At 47.8% G+C, this 19,519-nt stretch carries 15 protein-coding genes and 1 pseudogene; 12 read left to right on the top strand and 4 right to left on the bottom strand.

Features of this window, described 5'->3' with window-relative positions; translation table 11 throughout:
- Window positions 1-24: 24 nt before the first annotated feature.
- From ACTHS4_RS03665 to ACTHS4_RS03655, 3 genes and pseudogenes are all read right to left on the bottom strand, one after another.
- Entirely contained in the window at window positions 25-1,311 is a 1,287-nt protein-coding gene (locus tag ACTHS4_RS03665; protein WP_070826708.1) for a restriction endonuclease subunit S, read from the bottom strand.
- Between the two features lie 134 nt (window positions 1,312-1,445).
- Window positions 1,446-1,664, bottom strand: a pseudogene (locus ACTHS4_RS03660) (hydroxyacid dehydrogenase); the annotation flags it as partial.
- On the bottom strand, window positions 1,657-4,038 hold the full coding sequence (locus ACTHS4_RS03655; RefSeq protein ID WP_440365514.1) for a type I restriction-modification system subunit M: 2,382 nt from the start codon (window positions 4,036-4,038) through the stop codon (window positions 1,657-1,659). The pseudogene ACTHS4_RS03660 and the gene ACTHS4_RS03655, both read right to left, overlap by 8 nt.
- Before the next feature lie 342 nt (window positions 4,039-4,380).
- Here ACTHS4_RS03655 and ftsE point away from each other — a divergent pair, with 342 nt between their 5' ends.
- From ftsE to ACTHS4_RS03610, 9 genes are all read left to right on the top strand, one after another.
- A complete protein-coding gene (gene ftsE, locus ACTHS4_RS03650; protein ID WP_003681151.1) occupies window positions 4,381-5,031 on the top strand; it encodes a cell division ATP-binding protein FtsE in 651 nt (216 codons plus the stop codon).
- Complete coding sequence (gene ftsX / locus ACTHS4_RS03645) at window positions 5,028-5,945, top strand: permease-like cell division protein FtsX (protein ID WP_003747810.1); 918 nt, start codon at window positions 5,028-5,030, stop codon at window positions 5,943-5,945. The genes ftsE and ftsX overlap by 4 nt, the downstream gene beginning before the upstream one ends.
- A 196-nt stretch (window positions 5,946-6,141) precedes the next feature.
- Window positions 6,142-7,395, top strand: coding sequence for a UDP-N-acetylglucosamine 1-carboxyvinyltransferase (murA, locus tag ACTHS4_RS03640; RefSeq protein ID WP_070504121.1), 1,254 nt, complete (start codon window positions 6,142-6,144; stop codon window positions 7,393-7,395).
- Window positions 7,396-7,510: 115 nt separating this feature from the next.
- Complete coding sequence (locus ACTHS4_RS03635) at window positions 7,511-9,208, top strand: type IV secretory system conjugative DNA transfer family protein (RefSeq protein WP_070826705.1); 1,698 nt, start codon at window positions 7,511-7,513, stop codon at window positions 9,206-9,208.
- A gap of 608 nt (window positions 9,209-9,816) precedes the next feature.
- Window positions 9,817-10,293, top strand: a complete 477-nt coding sequence (locus tag ACTHS4_RS03630) for a hypothetical protein (protein ID WP_440365513.1) — start codon at window positions 9,817-9,819, stop codon at window positions 10,291-10,293.
- A gap of 260 nt (window positions 10,294-10,553) precedes the next feature.
- On the top strand, window positions 10,554-11,237 hold the full coding sequence (locus ACTHS4_RS03625; protein ID WP_070826703.1) for a hypothetical protein: 684 nt from the start codon (window positions 10,554-10,556) through the stop codon (window positions 11,235-11,237).
- Between the two features lie 20 nt (window positions 11,238-11,257).
- The gene (locus ACTHS4_RS03620) at window positions 11,258-12,301 is read left to right on the top strand and encodes a hypothetical protein (protein ID WP_070826702.1); all 1,044 of its coding nucleotides are present in this window, start codon (window positions 11,258-11,260) and stop codon (window positions 12,299-12,301) included.
- Window positions 12,302-12,457: 156 nt separating this feature from the next.
- Window positions 12,458-14,515, top strand: coding sequence for a methionine--tRNA ligase (metG, locus tag ACTHS4_RS03615; protein ID WP_070826701.1), 2,058 nt, complete (start codon window positions 12,458-12,460; stop codon window positions 14,513-14,515).
- A gap of 23 nt (window positions 14,516-14,538) precedes the next feature.
- Window positions 14,539-14,733 (top strand): virulence regulator, encoded by a 195-nt coding sequence (locus ACTHS4_RS03610; RefSeq protein WP_070826700.1) that lies wholly within the window; start codon window positions 14,539-14,541, stop codon window positions 14,731-14,733.
- Between the two features lie 108 nt (window positions 14,734-14,841).
- On the opposite strand, the gene rsgA is transcribed toward ACTHS4_RS03610, so the two are convergent.
- Complete coding sequence (rsgA, locus tag ACTHS4_RS03605) at window positions 14,842-15,708, bottom strand: ribosome small subunit-dependent GTPase A (protein WP_070826699.1); 867 nt, start codon at window positions 15,706-15,708, stop codon at window positions 14,842-14,844.
- A gap of 151 nt (window positions 15,709-15,859) precedes the next feature.
- Between rsgA and ACTHS4_RS03600 the strand changes: the two genes are divergently transcribed.
- The 3 genes from ACTHS4_RS03600 to ACTHS4_RS03590 all read left to right on the top strand — a co-directional run bounded on the left by ACTHS4_RS03600 (window position 15,860) and on the right by ACTHS4_RS03590 (window position 19,462).
- The gene (locus ACTHS4_RS03600; protein WP_049349212.1) at window positions 15,860-16,477 is read left to right on the top strand and encodes a tellurite resistance TerB family protein; all 618 of its coding nucleotides are present in this window, start codon (window positions 15,860-15,862) and stop codon (window positions 16,475-16,477) included.
- A 99-nt stretch (window positions 16,478-16,576) separates the two neighbouring features.
- Window positions 16,577-17,497, top strand: coding sequence for a patatin-like phospholipase family protein (locus ACTHS4_RS03595; RefSeq protein ID WP_070826698.1), 921 nt, complete (start codon window positions 16,577-16,579; stop codon window positions 17,495-17,497).
- 108 nt (window positions 17,498-17,605) lie between these two features.
- A complete protein-coding gene (locus tag ACTHS4_RS03590; RefSeq protein WP_371460203.1) occupies window positions 17,606-19,462 on the top strand; it encodes a ribonuclease catalytic domain-containing protein in 1,857 nt (618 codons plus the stop codon).
- The last annotated feature ends 57 nt before the right edge of the window (window positions 19,463-19,519 follow it).

Genomic DNA, 19,519 nt, shown 5'->3' with positions numbered 1-19,519 from the left:
CATCGGATTTTTTGGCCGCACTTTTCACACCGATACCCGCACCTTGCCGGTTACCGCATAGTCAATTAACACGCTTTTGTATTCTTTTAGCTTTTCAATATGGGCTGTTTTTAATGCGATGGCTTGGTCAATTTTAGCGGTTTGTTTGTCTAGGTAGTCTGCGATTTGTTCTTGCTCGCTCGCATTTGGAAAAGGCAACTTTAGACTTTTTATTTTTTCTTGGCTTATATTAGGTTGACCACCGCCATAAGACATAGCAACTAAACTTTCTTTTATTCCCTGAAATAGATAAAAAACATACTTCATTTCTATATTCAAAGCTGTGCTTAATACACAACAAGCTTGATTTGTTGTTGTCTCAATTTGCAGTAATCCAACTTTTCCTATTGTTGCTCCATACATAGCAATTACAAGACTATTTTTAGGATAAATTTTCAGAGTTGAATAAGCTTGTAAGGCTTTATGAGTAATTGTTTTGCTGGTTTTATAAATATATCCATCAGTTAAATCACCCGTTTGCAACCAATTAATATTTCCCTCATAAAAACTAGGATCACTAGAGTTTGGTGTTGTACCACTACCAATATTTGGGAAAATATGAGTAATTTTCTTCACTTCCCAATGCTCCGGCACTTGCCCTATCCATTCCACACCGGAATCTTTTAACGGCACATCAGGGTTTAAGCCTCGGGTTACGGCATTTTGAATCAGAATCTGCTTGTGCTCTTTCAACAGGGCAATCTGCTTTTCCGCCAAATCCACCGCCTGATCGATTTTAGCGGTTTTATCGTCTAGGAATTGTGCGATTTTTTGTTGTTCGGAGAGAGGAATATCAATAATAGGTAACCGTTTAAAGTCTAAAAAACTTAAATTCTGTCTCAGTCCAGAACCAAATTTATAAAGTACTTTAGTAATGTCTAAAGTATGAAGATAATAATGTAAAAATTTAGCAGAATAATTATTTATAACCTTTAAATTCAGATAAGCACTCGTAATAATACCTTTATCTTTTGCTAACCCTGTTCGTAAACTAGTTTGATCGTTTTGCAAATCAGTACAACGAATAATAATATCGTTTGGTTCTACAATCTGATAGGTTTCAAATGATTCAGGAACAAGGCCAACTAATTTTTCCTCAGGTTTTATAATTATTTGACCATAACTCAATGAAAGAACAGTTTTTTCTTTCATTCCTTTATTATCACGTTTATTTTCTCTGAATACATTCATTCCTATAGTTAATCCCCAATGGCTCGGCACTTCCCCCAGCCATTCCACGCCCGAATCTTTGTAACTCTCGTATCGTCTCATTTGCAAAAAATCCTTAAAATCTGACCGCTTGTATAGGATGCATAGCTTTAACTACCGTTTATCTTTTAACTGTTTGATTTCTTTTTGCCAATTTTCTAATATTTTTAAATCTTCACTGTCTGCTTGGCGTTGTTTTTGCCGTCTTGAGCAGTTATTAAATAATCCTTAATAACTGAATTTTCATATAACTCTTTGTCTTTTAATATGTTTTTTATGTGGGTGGTTATATTTGGTACAGAGGTGTCAAAAAGTTCTGCCAACTGATTTTGTGTAAGCCACGCTTCGTTTTCCATCACTAATAACGCAACATTGGCTTTGCCGTCATCAGTGTTATAAATAATTAAATCACTCATAGATTTCCCCTAAAATCTCACTAATCAAGCCGTCAGCCTGTTTTTCTAACGCCAAAATATCTTGGGCCACTTCTGCAAGGCTGCGTAATGGTTTATGGCGGTAGAAGTATTTATTGAAGCTGATTTCATAGCCGATTTTCACGCTTTCCATATTCAGCCATGCTTCGCTGATGTGCGGCTGCACTTCGGCCTTGAAATAGTCGTGGATATTTTGTTTAAGCGGTATGGATTCACTGTCGCGTAAGTCGCTGCTGGTTTCATATAGGATATATTCGCCTGCTTTGCCGGTGGTGTAATAGCCAAAGTCTGCCAGCTCGTCGGCTTGGCATTGGTAGCGTTGGCAAAGGGCATCCAATTCATTTGGTTTGAGCTTAAGCGTTTTGGCAATCACTTTGGCGGCATCTTCGTTGTACCAGCTTACGGCATTGAAAATGGCTTTTTTCTCTGTGGCAGACAGGGCGATTTTTTCGGCTTTCAGACGGCCTTCCACGGCTTGTTTGAATTGGTTGAAATCGTCAAATTGGGTTGAACCGAAATGTTCGAGCAAGGTTGAGGCCGTCTGAAAAAGTGCGGCGGCTTTTTCCCACGTTTTGACATCCAGCAGTTTGGCTTTGTTTTTGTTGTTTAAGGCAATGCCCTGCGCTTCACACCAAGCGCTGATTTCTGGCTCGGTTTTAGCTAAAAATTCGGCGTTGTAAACTTGTTCGCCATGTTGCTGATAAAGATATTGCATCGGCTCAAACAAGGCTTTGTCAAAACGTAAAGACGCAATATTCTCTGCGGTAAATTGGGCAGAGCGACGATCCGGGCGTTCAATAGTGACTTTGTAATAGCCGAAATCTTGATTGTCAAAAATTTGCGAAGCCAAGCCGACCGCTTCATTTTGGCTGTCGGTTTCGCGTGCTTTGGCGCTGAAATCAAGATAGTTTTGGGTAATTTCCGCAATATGCTCCGGCGCAAATTCGCAGTTTTTTTCGCCTAGTTTTTTACGCAGCTTACGGAATAAGAGGCTGGCATCAATCAGCTGTACTTTGCCTTTGCGCGCTTCGGGTTTGTTGTTGGACAGCAGCCAAATGTAGGTGGTAATGTCTGTATTGTAGAATAGCTTGTTGGGCAGCTGTACGATGGCCTCCAGCAAATCGTTCTCAATGATATGGCGACGGATATTGCTCTCCCCCGAACCTGCATCGCCGGTAAAAAGGCTTGAGCCGTTGTGCACGGAGGCCACTCGGCTGCCGATTTTGTTGTCATTCGGCGATTTCATTTTGCTGACCATTTCCATTAGGAATAATAGCTGTCCATCACTAGCACTCGGGGTGGCATTAAGAGTTTCTTCATTGCCCCAGTAGTCAGGCAGGGAGACTTTGAAGCGGCTGTCGATAACCTCTTTGCCATCTTTAATATATGCTTGGTCATTGCTCCAGTTTTTGCCGTATGGCGGATTGGAAAGCATGAAGTCAAAGTGTTCGCCTTGGAAGCTGTCGGTGGCAAGGGTGGAGCCGACTTTGATGTTTTCGGGATTATCGCCTTTAATCATCATGTCGGATTTGCAGATGGCGTAAGTTTCGTCGTTGATTTCTTTACCGAATAAGAAAATTGAGCGCTCAACTTGCGATTCTGGCAGCGGATATTTTTGTTCAATAAAGTTTTGTGATTCGGTCAGCATACCGCCGCTGCCGCAAGCCGGGTCGTAAATCGTAATAGCCGCCGGGATTTGGTTTTTGAGCGGATCAAAGACCAAATGCGTCATCAACTCAATCACTTCGCGTGGGGTGAAGTGTTCGCCGGCTTCTTCGTTGTTTTCTTCATTAAATTTACGGATCAGTTCTTCAAATACATAGCCCATGCCCAAATTGCTCAAGGCGGGCAATTTGTTGCCATCCGGGTCTTGTTGCTCTTTAGGCGTCAGGTTGACGTAAGGGGAGACAAATTTTTCCAACACACTCAGCAAAACATTTTTATGGGACATGTGGCGGATTTGTTCACGCAGCTTGAAGCAGTTGATAATTTCCTGCACGTTGGCACTAAAACCATCAAGATATTCTTCAAAATTGGCCAGCATATACTGCGGCGTATTGCTGGCGGTTTGATAGAGGGATTTTAATGTCCATTTTGAGGTGTTATAAAAAACATGGCCGGTAATTTTTTTAAGGGGAAGGTCATCCAATTCGGTGAATGCCAATTCTTCTTTTTGAAAGCGTACTTCTTCCAATACCGCTTCTTTGCTTGGCTCAAGCAAGGTATCCAAACGGCGAAGTACAAACATCGGCAAGATTACATCACGATATTTACCGCGTACATAGACATCGCGCAGACAGTCGTCTGCAATGCTCCAGATAAAAGAAACCAGCTTGTTATGAACGGAATGATCCATATTTATTCCCACTTAATATTACGAAATTATTCTGGGTATTGTTGCCTATTTTGAATAAGGATTCAATTAGAAACATTGCTTATCTTTGTTTGTATTCCTACTTTTGGGGGAATACGCCGATAAACTCAAAAGGCCGTCTGAAACCCAATCGTTCAGACGGCCTTTTTTCAAACCATATTGCTTTGTGTTGCAAACCGGCAGTGTATCCACAGGCAGAACCGGGGTTTCACTATCAAAAAGCAGCCGAAATATTTATAATCTGTGAATATCCCCATTTTTTCAGACGACATGTTGCCCTATCGATGACGCCGGCCGTCTGAATCCCTATTTTCAGGAAAACCCATGATCCGTTTCGAACAAGTTTCCAAAACCTATCCCGGCGGTTTCGAAGCCCTGAAAAATGTCAGTTTCCAGATTAACAAAGGTGAGATGATTTTTATCGCCGGCCATTCGGGCTCGGGCAAATCCACCATTTTGAAGCTGATTTCAGGCATTACCAAGCCTACCAAAGGCAAGGTTTGGTTCAACAATCAAGACCTCGGCACCTTGAGCGACAATCAGATCGGCTTTATGCGCCAACATATCGGCATTGTCTTCCAAGACCACAAAATCCTCTACGACCGCAATGTCTTGCAAAACGTTATCCTGCCTTTGCGGATTAGCGGCTATCAGCCGCGCAAAGCGGAAGAGCGCGCGCGTATTGCGATTGAGAAAGTCGGCTTGAAAGGCCGCGAAAACGATATGCCCATCACTTTGTCCGGCGGCGAACAACAGCGTTTGTGCATCGCGCGCGCAGTGGTTCACCAACCCAGCCTGCTGATTGCCGACGAGCCGTCCGCCAGCCTCGACCGCGCCTACGCGTTGGATATTATGGAATTGTTCAAAACCTTCCATGAAGCAGGCACGACCGTGATTGTTGCGGCGCACGATGAAACGCTGATGGCGGATTACGGCCACCGCGTCTTGCGCCTGCAGAAAGGACGTCTCGCATGAGCATGATTCATTACATCTCGTTACACGTCGAATCGGCACGCGCCGCGCTCAAAGAGCTTTTGCGCCAACCCATCGGCACGCTGCTGACCCTGCTCATGCTTGCCGTTGCCATGACCTTGCCGCTTTTTATGTATTTAGGCATCCAAAGCGGTCAAAGCGTATTGGGCAAACTCAACGAGTCGCCGCAAATTACGGTTTATATGGACACCGATGCGGCAAGTTCTGATGCCGATACGGTGAAAAACCTGCTCCAACGCGACAGCCGTATCGATAAAGTCCGCTTTATCAGCAAGCAGGAAGGTTTGGAAGAATTGCAGACCAATCTCGACCAAAACCTCGTTTCCATGCTCGATGGCAACCCGTTGCCCGACGTCTTTATCGTTACGCCCGACCCTGCCACTTCTCCGGATCAGATGCAGGCCATCTATAAAGACATTACCAAACTGCCGCGCGTCGAATCGGCAACCATGGATACGGAATGGGTACAAACCCTTTATCGTATTAACGAATTTATCCGCAAGATTTTGTGGTTCCTCTCGCTGACTTTGGGCATGGCCTTTGTCTTGGTGGCACACAACACCATCCGCCTGCAAATCCTCAGCCGCAAGGAAGAGTTGGAAATCACCAAGCTGTTGGGTGCGCCCGCTTCCTTCATCCGCCGTCCTTTCCTTTATCAGGCAATGTGGCAGAGTATTTTCTCCGCCGCCGTCAGCTTGGGCTTGTCGGCTTGGCTGCTGGCAGAAGTACGGCCGCTGGTGGACGCGATTTTCAAACCCTACGGCCTGAACATCGGCTGGCGTTTCTTCACATTTAGCGAAGTGTCGCTGGTATTCGGCTTCGTCATCGCGCTGGGCGTATTCGGCGCATGGCTGGCCACCACGCAACACCTCTTAGGCTTCAAAGCCAAAAAATAAGCCTTGGCAAACAGGCCGTCTGAACCATTCAGACGGCCTGAAATCTTATCCTTTCGCAACTTAAACAAACCTTGTGAAAATTTAATACTGCCAAATCTAACAGCAAGGGCATAATCCCTTATAATTGATGGTTTATTATTCATCTCATTTCATTTGTGCGGCATAAACCGTGCAGACAAATAACGAAAGACATCCTGTGGACAAACTCAAAATCTCTGCCAACGGCCCCCTCAACGGCGAAATCATCGTATCCGGCGCAAAAAACGCCGCCCTGCCGCTGATGTGTGCCGGCCTGCTGACTTCCGGCACTTTACGCTTGAAAAACGTACCCATGCTCGCCGACGTCAAAACCACCCAAAAACTGCTGCAAGGCATGGGCGCACGCGTTTTGACCGACAACATCTCCGAATTTGAAATCAACGGCGGCACTGTCAACAACACCTGCGCACCTTACGAGCTGGTAAAAACCATGCGCGCATCCATCTTGGTTTTAGGCCCGACCCTCGCCCGCTTCGGCGAAGCCCAAGTCAGCCTGCCCGGCGGCTGCGCCATCGGTTCGCGTCCGGTTGACCAACACCTCAAAGGCCTCGAAACCATGGGTGCGGAAATCACCATCGAACACGGTTACGTCAAAGCCAAAGGCCGTCTGAAAGGCACGCGCGTTACCATGGATGTCGTGACCGTAGGCGGCACTGAAAACCTGTTGATGGCGGCCACACTTGCCGAAGGCACCACTATCCTCGAAAACTGCGCCATCGAACCCGAAGTCGTTGATTTGGCCGAATGCCTTGTCAAAATGGGCGCAAAAATCAGCGGCATCGGTACAGCAACCATGACCATCGAAGGCGTAAAAGAGCTGCACGGCTGCGAACACAGCGTCGTTCCCGACCGCATCGAAGCCGGCACCTTCCTCTGCGCCGTCGCCATGACTGGCGGCAAAGTCGTCCTGCGCAATGCCGCTCCCAAAACCATGGAAGTCGTGTTAAACAAATTGACCGAAGCCGGCGCCATCATCGAAGCCGGCGACAACTGGATTTCCATCGACATGCAGCAACGCCCCAAAGCCGTGGACATCCGCACCGTCGTCCACCCAGGCTTCCCAACCGACATGCAGGCACAGTTTATGGCCATGAATGCCATTGCCGAAGGCAGCAGCCGCGTAGTGGAAACCATTTTTGAAAACCGCTTCATGCACGTTCCCGAACTCAACCGCATGGGTGCAGACATCACCACTGAAGGCAACACCGCCTACATCAAAGGCGTGGAAAAACTCTCCGGCGCCGTCGTGATGGCAACCGACCTGCGCGCCTCCGCCAGCCTCGTCATGGCCGGTTTGGTCGCAGATGGCGAAACCATCGTCGAACGCATCTACCACCTCGACCGCGGCTATGAATACATCGAGAAAAAACTCGGCGGCGTAGGCGCAAAAATCGAACGCGTACGCGGTTAAGAACCTTGTGTAAAAAAGGTCGTCTGAAAGCTTTTTCAGACGACCTTTACTGCTAAAGATTGCTTATTGATTTCTAAAACCGATTTAATCATCTAAAGTTAAGAGGCATATAAAAATGACCCTACGCAACAAATTCATCATTACGGCAATTTTATTGCTGCTTTCCTTGGTTGCCGGCAGCTACCTTTCCGGCTTTATCTTACTGCAATGGCTGGGACTGGATAAAACCCCGCTGGTACTGACGACATGGTTCAAATATTTCAATACGCTGCATCTTCCTCAGGTTGCAGCGTATTCTTTACAAATTAAGACATCAGGTATAGCCGGCTTCGGTCTGCCGCTGCTGGCCTACCTGTTCAGCCTCGTTCCCATATGGAGGACAGCTTCCCCCAGCCTGCACGGCGAGGCAAGGTTTTCAGGAATGTCGGACCTGGTAAAGGCAGGCTTTTTCAAGCAATCCGATACATCGTTAGTCGTCGGCAAATACAACGGCAAGCTGTTGCATTACAGCGGCCAGCAGTTTGCATTGCTGGCGGCACCGACCCGCTCGGGTAAAGGTGTCGGTATCGTGATACCGAACCTGTTGAGTTACAAAAGCTCGGTCGTAGTTTTGGATATCAAACAGGAAAACTTCAACCTGACCAGCGGCTACCGCAAAAAGGTATTGGGTCAGGAAGTCTATCTGTTCAACCCTTTTGCCGAGGATGGTAGGACGCACCGTTGGAACCCGTTTACCTATGTTTCTTCCGATCCCGACCAGCGGGTATCGGATTTGATGTCGATAGCGGCAATGCTGTATCCGGACGGGGACAGCCGGGATAAGTTCTGGGTGGCTCAGGCAAGAAATGCGTTTTTGGCGTTTTCGTTATACCTGTTCGATAAGCACGCATACCGCAAAAAAGCAAGCAACAACGGCATCTTATTGTCCAATAGTCAGCCTCCGTGCACTCTAGGCAAGATTTACCGCCTTTCTTCAGGCAACGGTACCGAACTCAAAGAATACTTTACCTCCCTGTCTCAAAAAACCTTCCTGAGTGAAGCAGCCAAAACCGCCTTTTCCGGTTTAATCTCCCAAGAGAAGGAAACCTTCGGCTCCATCATGGGTACCTTTAAAGAACCGCTCAACCCGTGGATCAACCCCGTCATTGACGCCGCCACCTCCGCCGATGACTTCCTGCTCACCGACGTGCGCAAAAAGAAAATGACCGTCTATATCGGCATCCTGCCCAACAAGCTTGCCGAATCGAGGGTCATCGTCAACCTGTTCTTCTCCCAACTTATCAACCAAAACACCAAAGAGTTACCGCAGGACAATCCCGATTTGAAACACCAGTGCCTGTTGCTGATGGACGAATTTACCAGCATAGGCAGAGTGGAAATCATTGCCCATTCCGTCAGCTACATGGCGGGCTACAACATCCGCTTGTTTCCGATTATCCAATCCGTCGCCCAACTGGACGCCGTTTACGGCAAAGAATACGCCCGCACGATCATCACCAACCATGCGCTGCAAATCATCTATACGCCGAGGGAGCAGCAGGATGCGAACGAATACTCCGAAATGTTGGGCTATACCACAGTAAAACGCAAAAACGTCAGCCGCGGACGCGAACGCAGCGTTTCGGAAAGCGAAGAGCGCCGCGCGCTGATGCTGCCGCAGGAATTGAAAGGAATGAGTCAGGACAGTGAAATCATCATTTACGAAGGTATGGCACATCCGGCGAAGGTAAACAAGATTCGCTACTATCAGGATGGAATGTTTACCAAACGGCTGAAGGGGGCGGTGAAGGTAGCCTCGTTGAAAGGTGGGTAGCAATAAGTAAAGTAAGGTCGTCTGAAAACGGGTTAGGATTGGTTTTCAGACGAATTGCTGTTATTCTGATATAAAATAGAAAGCAATGATTGAATCGATATTTTTCTTGGGAATTAGTAAATGAAAACATTTATACCAGAATTTTTTAAAATAACTTTGTATGGGTTTGCTGGTATTATATTATAGCGCTATTGATAATATTCCTGATTAGAAACTATATGTTACATGAATCTCCGCACAGTTTAAAAATATGGCATGATACATCTGCAAAAAATGTTATTCTGGAGAAGTTAACAGTTAATAATAGAGAGGTTTTTAACGCAATAGGATATAGATTGGATAAAAAGGACTGGAATAGTATGCAGGTGGAAAGTCCTGAAATTAAGATTTCTTCCTCGAGTCAAAATATATCTATTCAATTTAATCTATCTGTGGATGGAAAACTTGACAGGCGCAATGTAAAGTTCAAACTGAAGGACAATTTGTTCGATACGAGTAACTTTTGTAAATTCCAAAAACGTAAATTGTGTATGTGATGGAATGGATTATTAATTTAGATTAAATAAGGTAACTTATGTCAAAAAAAACCGTCCCTTATTGGTGAACGTATGAAGCAACCAATAGCTTTAGAAAAGAAGATTGCTATTGTAAGCGTTGTTCTGAGTCTGTTATTGCCTTTGGCTTATTTAATCTATATCAACATAAGATACTATGAATACTTTTCGATAGATCGGAGTCTTATTGAAAATTTACTTGGTTTTTGGGTTTCTATTGCAGCGAGTTATTGCCTATATATGCGTTTACGCAGCGGGGCAGTAATTGGCGCAATATTTCTTTCATTGGTTTTGTATTGTTGGATGGCATACGATATTTTGACTTCTATAGATACCAAAGCAGGCATTGCATGGATTTTCTATTATATTTGGGGACTGTTTTGTTTTATAAGTTCAATTTATCCTTCAATTAAGAAGCCAAGATTTTTTACAAAATCAGCATGGAGTGCATTTTTTGCAGCGATTGCAACCAATTTATTCGGTACAATTTTAATAATTTTCCTCTGTATATTAGGAAAACAAATATTATAGTCAAATTTTTTTCAAGGATAAATCATGGTGGACGGATTAAAAAAATATACTGTAACAGTTTATATTGCTGCTCTATAGATCACGAAGACTATCTTTCAACCAATATTATCGTAGCAGGTTTTTTAATACAGGATATAGGGGGATATTACAAACTTACGGTTAGACCGTTGAAGCAATATCCCGATTATCCCAAGTTGAAATTAGGTATTTATGTCAATATAGAACGTACCCCAAAATGATTTTACAGAAAGGAAATTATTATGAGCGGAAAAAGATGTACCCTGACGATTTTGGGATTTCTAACAGCCCTTTTAAGTGCCTGTTCCCAATACGGCGACCCGTACAAAGACGTGCCGAAAGAGGTTGACGGACATCCGGTGTACGAAGTGCCGTTTGAGCAGCCGTTGGTTATCGATCCGAAGAAGGAGCAGGTGTTTTATTTCAAATTGAAGAAAAAATATCTTCCTAAGAATCAGGCTCGTAATCAAACCATATATATTATGACAATGTATCCGTATGAAGATAAAAAATATTTTGACATTGATAATGGGATTATCATGAATGATATTTTAATTAAAAATAAATTGCTAAAATTTGAGACAAAACTTGCCCATTTCGATAAAAACGGAAAGAAAACCCAAATTGGACTGAGCGACAGCCATATCTATCGTTCGGATTTGTTTGATGCTCCTCTCGAGGCAGTCAATATACCTCGATTTCAAAGCAATCAGACACAATTTATAGCAGATACTGCTATCAGCAGTCCGTCTCCAAGAGTATTTGACGGTGAAGAATACAGCATTTATGAAAATTCGATGGCGTATTTCCTAATACAGGAAAAAGGAGGCTATTACCGCCTATCAATCCGAGCCTTACACCAATATCCTGACTATCCGAAGCTTAAATTGGCGGTATATGTAAGTTTTCCACCTAGCGGCAAATAATTTTTTAAACAGGAAATGTAATGAATAACAAAAAATACACTTTGACCATTTATGTGGCTGCACCCGGCACACCTCTATTTGATATAGACACGGGGAAACCTCAATTGGATGAGGAAACAAAGCAGCAAAAAACCTCCCTGCCCGGTCATGTATTCTACGGCATCAGCGAAGATGGCGGACGTACCATCCATTCCTACGGTTTTGCTCCGCCTAAAGATACCGAGAAATATCATTGGTATCATCCCGACAAACCGGGGGATGTACAAAAAGGCGAGCACAAAGAGTACCGAAATCCGGTTTACGAACGCACTATGGAGATTACCGTAGAACAATATAAAGCATTACAGAAATTTGGGGAAAACCCTCAAAATTACGGTTTCAACAGAAGCACTTATAACTGGACGACCAACAGTTGCATCGACTTTACTTTTACCGCCCTCTACCGCAGCGGAATATATAAGGGTAAGGAATACATCCATCATTTCGAGGGGGTAGAGGTGGGCAGAACCCGTAATAATTCGCACGAAGGGGCAATCAGGGTATTGCCGAATATTGAAGAGTTCGACAAGATTCCCAACCAGATGCCCGACAGCAATTTGAACCGCACCATCAAAAGAGAAATGCCCAGCCGTACTTTCGGACAGTGGCTTATCAGTGAAAACGAACGCGAACAGCCGTATCAATATGCGCAGGCGGCAGGTGGCTTTTCCCCCGACGTGCAACCCCTATACGAAAAAGCCAGAATCCTGCTTACCGAACTCAACCAAAGGGAAAATGTCTACCAATCCGCTACGGAATTCAACAACACAGCCGCCTTCATTACCGTCGCCATGCAAAAAGCGAAAATGACCGATGCCGACGTTATCGGTAGGGTGGACGGCAAACTCCACGTTATCCATGATATGGAAGAATTGGATGTCGCCATCGTCGATCCCAAAACAGCGGCTCAGACGCCTGTTGCCGACAGCGTGGCTCAAAGTAAGCAAACGGAACAACAGTTTGAATATGAAACGCAACAAAGGCAGTTGGCGCAATCCCAATCGCGCGGGATGATGATTTCGTAAGCGAAGATGCTGAACCGAATCGAAAGGTCTTAATCTTTCTGCTAAGTCTCAAAAGGCCGTCTGAAACACCGGCAATCGGGTTTCAGACGGCCTTTGCGTATTGTTTTGCGGTATAATTCCCGACATCTTTATCCATTGTTTTTAAAAGCACAAACCATGACACGCAAAATCCTTGTCACTTCCGCGCTGCCGTATGCCAACGGCAGCATCCACCTCGGCCACATGGTCGAACACATCCAAACCGACGTTTGGGTACGCTTCCAAAAACTGCGCGGCCACGAGTGCCACTACTGCTGCGCCGACGACACCCACGGCACGCCCGTAATGCTTGCCGCGCAAAAACAAGGCATCGCGCCCGAAGACATGATTGCCAAAGTGCGCGAAGAGCACCTCGCCGACTTTACCGGTTTCAACATCGGCTACGACAATTATTACAGCACCCATTCCCCTGAAAACAAACAGTTTTCCCAAGACATTTACCGCGCGCTGAAAGCCAACGGCAAAATCGAAAGCCGCGTCATCGAGCAGCTTTTCGACCCTGAAAAACAAATGTTCCTGCCCGACCGCTTCGTCAAAGGCGAATGCCCGAAATGCCACGCCCAAGACCAATACGGCGACAACTGCGAAGTCTGCGGCACGACCTATTCCCCGACCGAACTGATTAACCCGTATTCCGCCGTATCCGGTGCCAAACCCGAATTGCGCGAATCCGAACACTTCTTCTTCAAACTGGGCGAATGCGCCGACTTCCTCAAAGCATGGACTTCCGGCAACAATCCGCACGACGGCAAGCCTCATCTGCAACCAGAAGCCCTCAACAAAATGAAAGAATGGCTGGGCGAAGGCGAAGAAACCACCCTGTCTGACTGGGACATTTCCCGCGACGCGCCGTATTTCGGTTTTGAAATCCCCGACGCGCCGGGCAAATACTTCTACGTCTGGCTGGACGCGCCCGTCGGCTACATGGCATCGTTTAAAAACCTGTGCGACCGCATCGGCATCGATTTTGACGAATACTTCAAAGCCGACAGCCAAACCGAGATGTACCACTTCATCGGCAAAGATATTCTCTATTTCCACGCCCTGTTCTGGCCTGCCATGCTGCATTTCTCCGGCCACCGCGCCCCAACCGGCGTGTACGCACACGGCTTTTTGACCGTCGACGGACAAAAAATGTCCAAATCGCGCGGCACCTTCATCACCGCCAAATCCTATCTGGAACAAGGCCTGAACCCTGAGTGGATGCGCTACTATATTGCCGCCAAACTCAACAGCAAAATCGAAGACATCGATTTGAACCTGCAAGACTTTATCAGCCGCGTCAACAGCGACCTCGTCGGCAAATACGTCAACATCGCCGCACGCGCATCAGGTTTCATCGCCAAACGCTTTGAAGGTCGTCTGAAAAACGTTTCAGGCAGCGCATTGCTGGCAAAACTCGCCGCCGAAAGCGACACCATCGCCGAGCAATACGAAAACCGCGAATACGCCCGCGCCCTGCGCGACATCATGGCATTGGCAGACGCCGTGAACGAATACGTCGATGCCAACAAACCGTGGGAGCTCGCCAAACAGGAAGGCCAAGACGAACGCCTGCACGAAGTATGCAGCGAACTCATCAACGCCTTTACCATGTTGACAGCCTACCTCGCCCCCGTATTGCCGAAAGTGGCCGAAAACGCCGCCAAATTCCTGAATTTGGAAGCCATCACTTGGGCAAACACACGCGAAACCTTGGGTGAACACGCCATCAACAAATACGAACATTTAATGCAACGAGTGGAGCAAAAACAAGTGGACGATTTAATCGAAGCCAACAAACAAAGCATCGCCGCCGCAGCCGCGCCTGCCGCCGAAGAGAGCAAATACGAAAAAGTCGCCGAACAGGCGAGCTTCGACGACTTTATGAAAATCGACATGCGCGTCGCCAAAGTATTGAACTGCGAAGCCGTCGAAGGCAGCACCAAACTTTTGAAATTCGACCTCGATTTCGGTTTTGAAAAACGCATCATCTTCTCCGGCATCGCCGCGTCTTACCCAAATCCTGCCGAATTGAACGGCCGCATGGTTATCGCCATCGCCAACTTCGCCCCGCGCAAAATGGCAAAATTCGGCGTATCCGAAGGCATGATCCTCTCCGCCGCCACGGCAGAGGGCAAACTTAAGCTCCTCGATGTTGATGCAGGCGCACAGCCTGGGGATAAAGTGGGCTAAGTATCAAATCTTAAGGAGAAACCATGTTAAACCTTTCCGCACCGATACTTAAAGAAATTGAGTTGCTTCATGATGCAGGCTTATCGGTTGGCGCTATTGTTGCAGTGTTGCGTCTGAAATTTCCGGTAGAGCTCCATGATCGGGAGGACAAAAAAATTGAAGAAGCCGTTCTTCTCATGATCAATCCGCCACGAAAAGCACCGTCTCTTTCCCGCTAAGGTAGCGATACCGGTTGAAAGGTAAATTTGATTATGCTTCAACAAAAGGCCGTCTGAAATTTTCAGACGGCCTTTTTATTTATCCAAACACTTATTTCCGTTAAAACTTTATCTCAACAATTCATCGGTAACGCGTTGCAGAAATTCGATGCGCTCGGGTTTGGCTTCACCTGATTCGGCAGCGGCTTTGACGGCGCAGCCGGGTTCGGCGCGGTGGGTACAGTTGTGGAAACGGCACTGGCCGATGAGGTGGCGCAGGTCGGGGAAGTATTGTAATAAATCGGCGGCTTGGAGATGGTGCAGGCCGAATTCTTGCAGGCCGGGGGAGTCGATGAGTCGGGTTTCTGCATTTAAATCGTATAGTTGGGCGTGGGTGGTGGTGTGTTTGCCGGAGTCGAGCGCGGTGGAAATGTCGCCGGTTCGGGCGGCCTGGTTGCCGAGTAGGGCGTTGGTCAAGGTGGACTTGCCCATGCCGCTTTGTCCGAGCAGGATGTTGGTTTGCCCTTCTAATATGGGACGCAGGATGTCGGCGTTTTCCAATGCGTTGGTTTCGACCACGGAGTAGCCGAGGGTTTCGTAGAATTTGAGTTTCTCGCGCCATTGGGCGGTTTCGGGGAGGTCGGCTTTGTTGAGGACGATAACGGCGTCGATGCCGGCCGCTTCTGCCGCGAGGAGGGCGCGTTGCAACAGGGCTTCGCTAGGTGAGGGGCTGGCAGCGGTGACGATGAGGAGTTGGGTAACGTTGGCGGCAATCAGTTTGGTTTTCCACGCGTCTTGGCGGTAGAGCAGGCTTTCGCGTGGGAGATAGTCTTCAATCACGACTTGTTCGCCGTTGATGGGGCTGATGCGGACTTGGTCGCCGCAGGCGAAATCGACGCGTTTTTTGCGGGTGGTGGCGTCATATGTTTGGCCGTCGGTGGTGCGGACGATATAACGGCGGCCATAGCTGGTAATGATTTGGGCGGTATCGGTCATGATGGGGTTTATTGTTTGGAATGGTGTGATTGTACCGAAAGTCGGCTATGGCCGTCTGAAAACTTGTTTGCACCTTTTAACTTTCTTTGGCTTGGTTTTTTGGTGTTTCTGCCCTATATTTGCAATGTATTTGTTTTCAGGAGATTTTTTTATGGATTTCAGTCAGTTGCTCAATCAGGTTTTGGGTGCGGCTCAAAAAGGCGGCAAAGCGGTTGCAGACAGCCCGCTCAATTCTTTCGGCGGTGGCGCGCTGACGGGTGCTTTGGCATCGATGCTGTTGAAAAAGAAAAATACGAAGAAGCTGGTAAAGGCCGGCTCGGTCGCTGCTTTGGGTTTTCTGGCTTATAAAGGCTATCAAAACTGGAAACAAAACCGCCAGCAGGACGAATTGCCGCAAAGTGCGTTCCAACCTGCCGGTCTGATTGGCGAAAACCACAGCCGTGTAATTTTGCAAACGATGATTGCGGCGGCGGCTTCAGACGGCCTGATTGACGATGCGGAACGCGCGGCGATTGAGCGTGAAAGCGGCAGCGATGCGGAAACGGCGGCATGGTTGCAGGCGGAATATGCGCAACCGGCCTCTATCGAGCAAATTGCCGCTTCAGTCGGCAGCGACGAGGCTTTGGCAGCTGAAACTTATCTGGCGGCCCGATTGGTCTGCGCGGACTTGTCGCGCAAGGAAATCGTGTTCCTGAGCCGTTTGTCCCAAGCTTTGAATTTGGACGACCAACTGGTCGAAAGCTTGGAAAAACAGCTCGAATTGGCTTGAGCTTGATTTAAAAGGCCGTCTGAAACCTGATTTCAGACGGCCTTTCGACTTAATTTCAGAGTAAAATAACCCTTTCGACATATTAAAGGCTGTCTGAACATGAATAAACTTTTTTCCACATTCAAAACGTTTTTAGCCGCTTCGTCCGTCTTGGTATTTGCCGCCTGTCCGAGCAGCAACGCGCCGCAATCCAAACCTTCTACGCAGGGTCAAAATACGGTTTCGCGTCCTGCACCCAAACCGAAAGCCACGGTTGCGCTGGCTTTGGGCGGCGGCGCGTCCAAAGGCTTTGCCCATATCGGAATTATTAAGGTTTTGAAAGAAAACAATATTCCGGTCAAAATTGTTACCGGCACATCCGCCGGCTCGATTGTCGGCAGTATGTACGCTTCGGGAATGTCGCCCGACCGCCTCGAATTGGAAGCGGAAATTTTGGGTAAAACCGATTTGGTGGATTTGACCTTGTCCACCAGCGGCTTCATCAAAGGCGAAAAACTGCAAAACTACATCAACCGCAAAGTCGGCAACCGCCCGATGCAGCAGTTCCCCATCAAATTTGCCGCCGTTGCGACCGATTTTGAAAGCGGCAAACCGGTGGTGTTCAACGTAGGCAATGCCGGACAGGCCGTCCGCGCTTCTGCTTCGATTCCGAACGTGTTCCAACCAGTCGTTATCGGCAGCCGCAAATATGTGGACGGCGGCCTGTCGCAGCCCGTACCGGTCAGCGCGGCGAAAAAACTGGGGGCAAACTTCATCATTGCCGTCGATATTTCCGCCCGTCCGGCCAAAAACGTCAGCCAAGGCATGTTCTCCTATCTTGACCAAACCTTCAACGTAATGAGTCAAACTGCGTTGCGCCAAGAATTGGGACAAGCCAATGTGGTCATCAAACCGCAGGTTTTGGAGCTGGGTTCGGTTGGCGGTTTCGACCAAAAACAACGCGCCATCCAATTGGGCGAACAGGCCGCACGCGCCGCCCTGCCTGAAATCAAACGCAAACTGGCGGCATATCAGTATTAATCATCCGCCGTTTGAACAGGCCGTCTGAAAGTATGTTTTTCAGACGGCCTTTCTTGTGCAAATCTGCTAAAATCACGCGTTTCCTACAAATCATAAAATCCTAAAAAAATGAATATCTTTTACGAAGAGTCCGGCCAATTCAAAGTTGCCTCCATCGTCCAAAAAAACGACGCCACCTACCAAGTCGATACCCAACACGGCAAACGCACCAAAGTGAAGGCAAACAATGTCTTTGCCGAGTTTAACGGCGATATGGCTGCATTTTTGGAGAACGCGCAGGCACAGGCGGCGGACATCGACACCGATTTATTGTGGGAAGTATGCGGCGAAGAGGAATTTACCGCCGAAGCCATCGCCGAAGAATATTACGGCCATGCGCCGACCAAAACCGAGCTGGCGGCGACTTTGATTGCGCTGTACGCCGCGCCGATGTATTTCTACAAAAAAGCCAAAGGCGTGTTCAAAGCTGCGCCCGAAGAAACCTTAAAACAAGCGCTTGCCGCCATCGAACGCAAAAAACAGCAAGACGCGCAAATCGACGCTTGGGCAGAAGCCTTGAAATGTGGCGAGATGCCGTCTGAAATCGCGGCGGATTTGAAAACCATCTTACACGCACCCGACAAGCAGTCGCTGACCTACAAAGCCTTTACCAAAGCCGCCGATGCGCTGAAAATCTCTGCTTACGAACTGGCGAAAAAGACAGGCGGCATTACGTCCATTCCCCAATACCTTCAAGACGGGTTTGAAATCAAATACTTCCCCAAAGGAACAGGCTTCCCCGACCTTCAGCTTCCTGAAATGCCCGACTTACCCAAGGCCGACGTTACCGCCTTTTCCATTGACGACGAATCGACCACCGAAGTGGATGATGCCTTGAGCCTGACCGATTTGGGCAATGGCATGAAACGCGTCGGTATCCACATTGCCGCGCCGTCACTTGCCATTAAGCAAGGCGACAAAATGGAAAAAAACATCATGGAACGCTTGAGCACGGTTTATTTCCCCGGCGGTAAAATCACCATGTTGCCCGAAAACTGGATTGCCGCGTTCAGCCTCGATGCGGGCGCGTACCGTCCTGCCGTCAGCATTTATTTCGATGTGGACAGCGAATTCAACGTCGGTGAGCCGACCTGCAAAATCGAAGCCGTCAATATCGCCGAAAACCTGCGCATCCAAGCCATCGAGCCGCATTTCAACGCCGAAACCGGCTTGGACGAAGCGGGCGAAATGATGTTCGCCCACCATCAAGACCTGATTTGGTTCTATCAATTTGCCATCGCCTTACAAAAAGCGCGCGGCAAATACGAGCCCGACCGTGCGCCGCAATACGATTACAGCATCGAATTGGATGAGGAAGGCAACGTATCCGTCGTCCGCCGCGAACGCGGTTCGCCCATCGATACGCTGGTCAGCGAGATGATGATTCTTGCCAACAGCACTTGGGCGCAAATGCTGGACGAAAACGAGCTGCCCGGCCTTTTCCGCGTCCAACCGGCAGGCAAAGTGCGCATGAGCACCAAATCCGAGCCGCACATCGGCATGGGCGTACAGCATTACGGCTGGTTTACCTCGCCGCTGCGCCGCGCCGCCGACTACATCAACCAAAAGCAGCTGATCAGCCTGATCGACGACTCTGCCGAGCCACTGTATCAAAACAGCGATGCCGAGCTTTTCGCCGCGCTGCGCGACTTCGATGCCGCCTATACAGCCTACGCCGACTTCCAACGCCAAATGGAAGCCTACTGGAGCCTCGTCTATCTGCAACAGCAAGGCACGAGCGAGCTGACGGCCACCATCCTCAAAGAAGACCTCGTCCGCATTGAAGGCCTGCCGCTGGTAACGCGCGCGACCGGTATCCCGTTTGACGCGCTGCCCAAATCACAGGCATTGTTCAAAATCACCGAATTGGATGCCGAGAAGCAGTTTATTGCGCTCAACTATCAAAAAGCCGTTTTACCGGGCTGATAACGTTATTCCGTTTGAAAAAAGGCCGTCTGAACGCAGAAACAGAAATCTTTGATT

Source organism: Neisseria sp. P0014.S009 (assembly GCF_051958155.1).
GTDB classification, from domain to species: Bacteria; Pseudomonadota; Gammaproteobacteria; order Burkholderiales; family Neisseriaceae; genus Neisseria; species Neisseria flavescens_C.
Note: the sequence above shows the minus strand (reverse complement) of the source record. Positions and strands in the feature narration are given on the sequence as shown.

What these genes read in the sequence shown, in the direction of transcription:
- ACTHS4_RS03625 (WP_070826703.1), top strand. Translation starts at nt 10,554, where the DNA reads ATGAGCGGAAAAAGATGTACCCTGACGATTTTGGGATTTCTAACAGCC.
- rsgA (WP_070826699.1), bottom strand. Translation starts at nt 15,708, where the DNA reads ATGACCGATACCGCCCAAATCATTACCAGCTATGGCCGCCGTTATATC.
- ftsE (WP_003681151.1), top strand. Translation starts at nt 4,381, where the DNA reads ATGATCCGTTTCGAACAAGTTTCCAAAACCTATCCCGGCGGTTTCGAA.
- ACTHS4_RS03630 (WP_440365513.1), top strand. Translation starts at nt 9,817, where the DNA reads ATGAAGCAACCAATAGCTTTAGAAAAGAAGATTGCTATTGTAAGCGTT.
- ACTHS4_RS03590 (WP_371460203.1), top strand. Translation starts at nt 17,606, where the DNA reads ATGAATATCTTTTACGAAGAGTCCGGCCAATTCAAAGTTGCCTCCATC.
- ACTHS4_RS03600 (WP_049349212.1), top strand. Translation starts at nt 15,860, where the DNA reads ATGGATTTCAGTCAGTTGCTCAATCAGGTTTTGGGTGCGGCTCAAAAA.
- ACTHS4_RS03655 (WP_440365514.1), bottom strand. Translation starts at nt 4,038, where the DNA reads ATGGATCATTCCGTTCATAACAAGCTGGTTTCTTTTATCTGGAGCATT.
- ACTHS4_RS03635 (WP_070826705.1), top strand. Translation starts at nt 7,511, where the DNA reads ATGACCCTACGCAACAAATTCATCATTACGGCAATTTTATTGCTGCTT.
- ACTHS4_RS03595 (WP_070826698.1), top strand. Translation starts at nt 16,577, where the DNA reads ATGAATAAACTTTTTTCCACATTCAAAACGTTTTTAGCCGCTTCGTCC.
- ACTHS4_RS03610 (WP_070826700.1), top strand. Translation starts at nt 14,539, where the DNA reads ATGTTAAACCTTTCCGCACCGATACTTAAAGAAATTGAGTTGCTTCAT.
- ACTHS4_RS03665 (WP_070826708.1), bottom strand. Translation starts at nt 1,311, where the DNA reads ATGAGACGATACGAGAGTTACAAAGATTCGGGCGTGGAATGGCTGGGG.
- ACTHS4_RS03620 (WP_070826702.1), top strand. Translation starts at nt 11,258, where the DNA reads ATGAATAACAAAAAATACACTTTGACCATTTATGTGGCTGCACCCGGC.
- ftsX (WP_003747810.1), top strand. Translation starts at nt 5,028, where the DNA reads ATGAGCATGATTCATTACATCTCGTTACACGTCGAATCGGCACGCGCC.
- metG (WP_070826701.1), top strand. Translation starts at nt 12,458, where the DNA reads ATGACACGCAAAATCCTTGTCACTTCCGCGCTGCCGTATGCCAACGGC.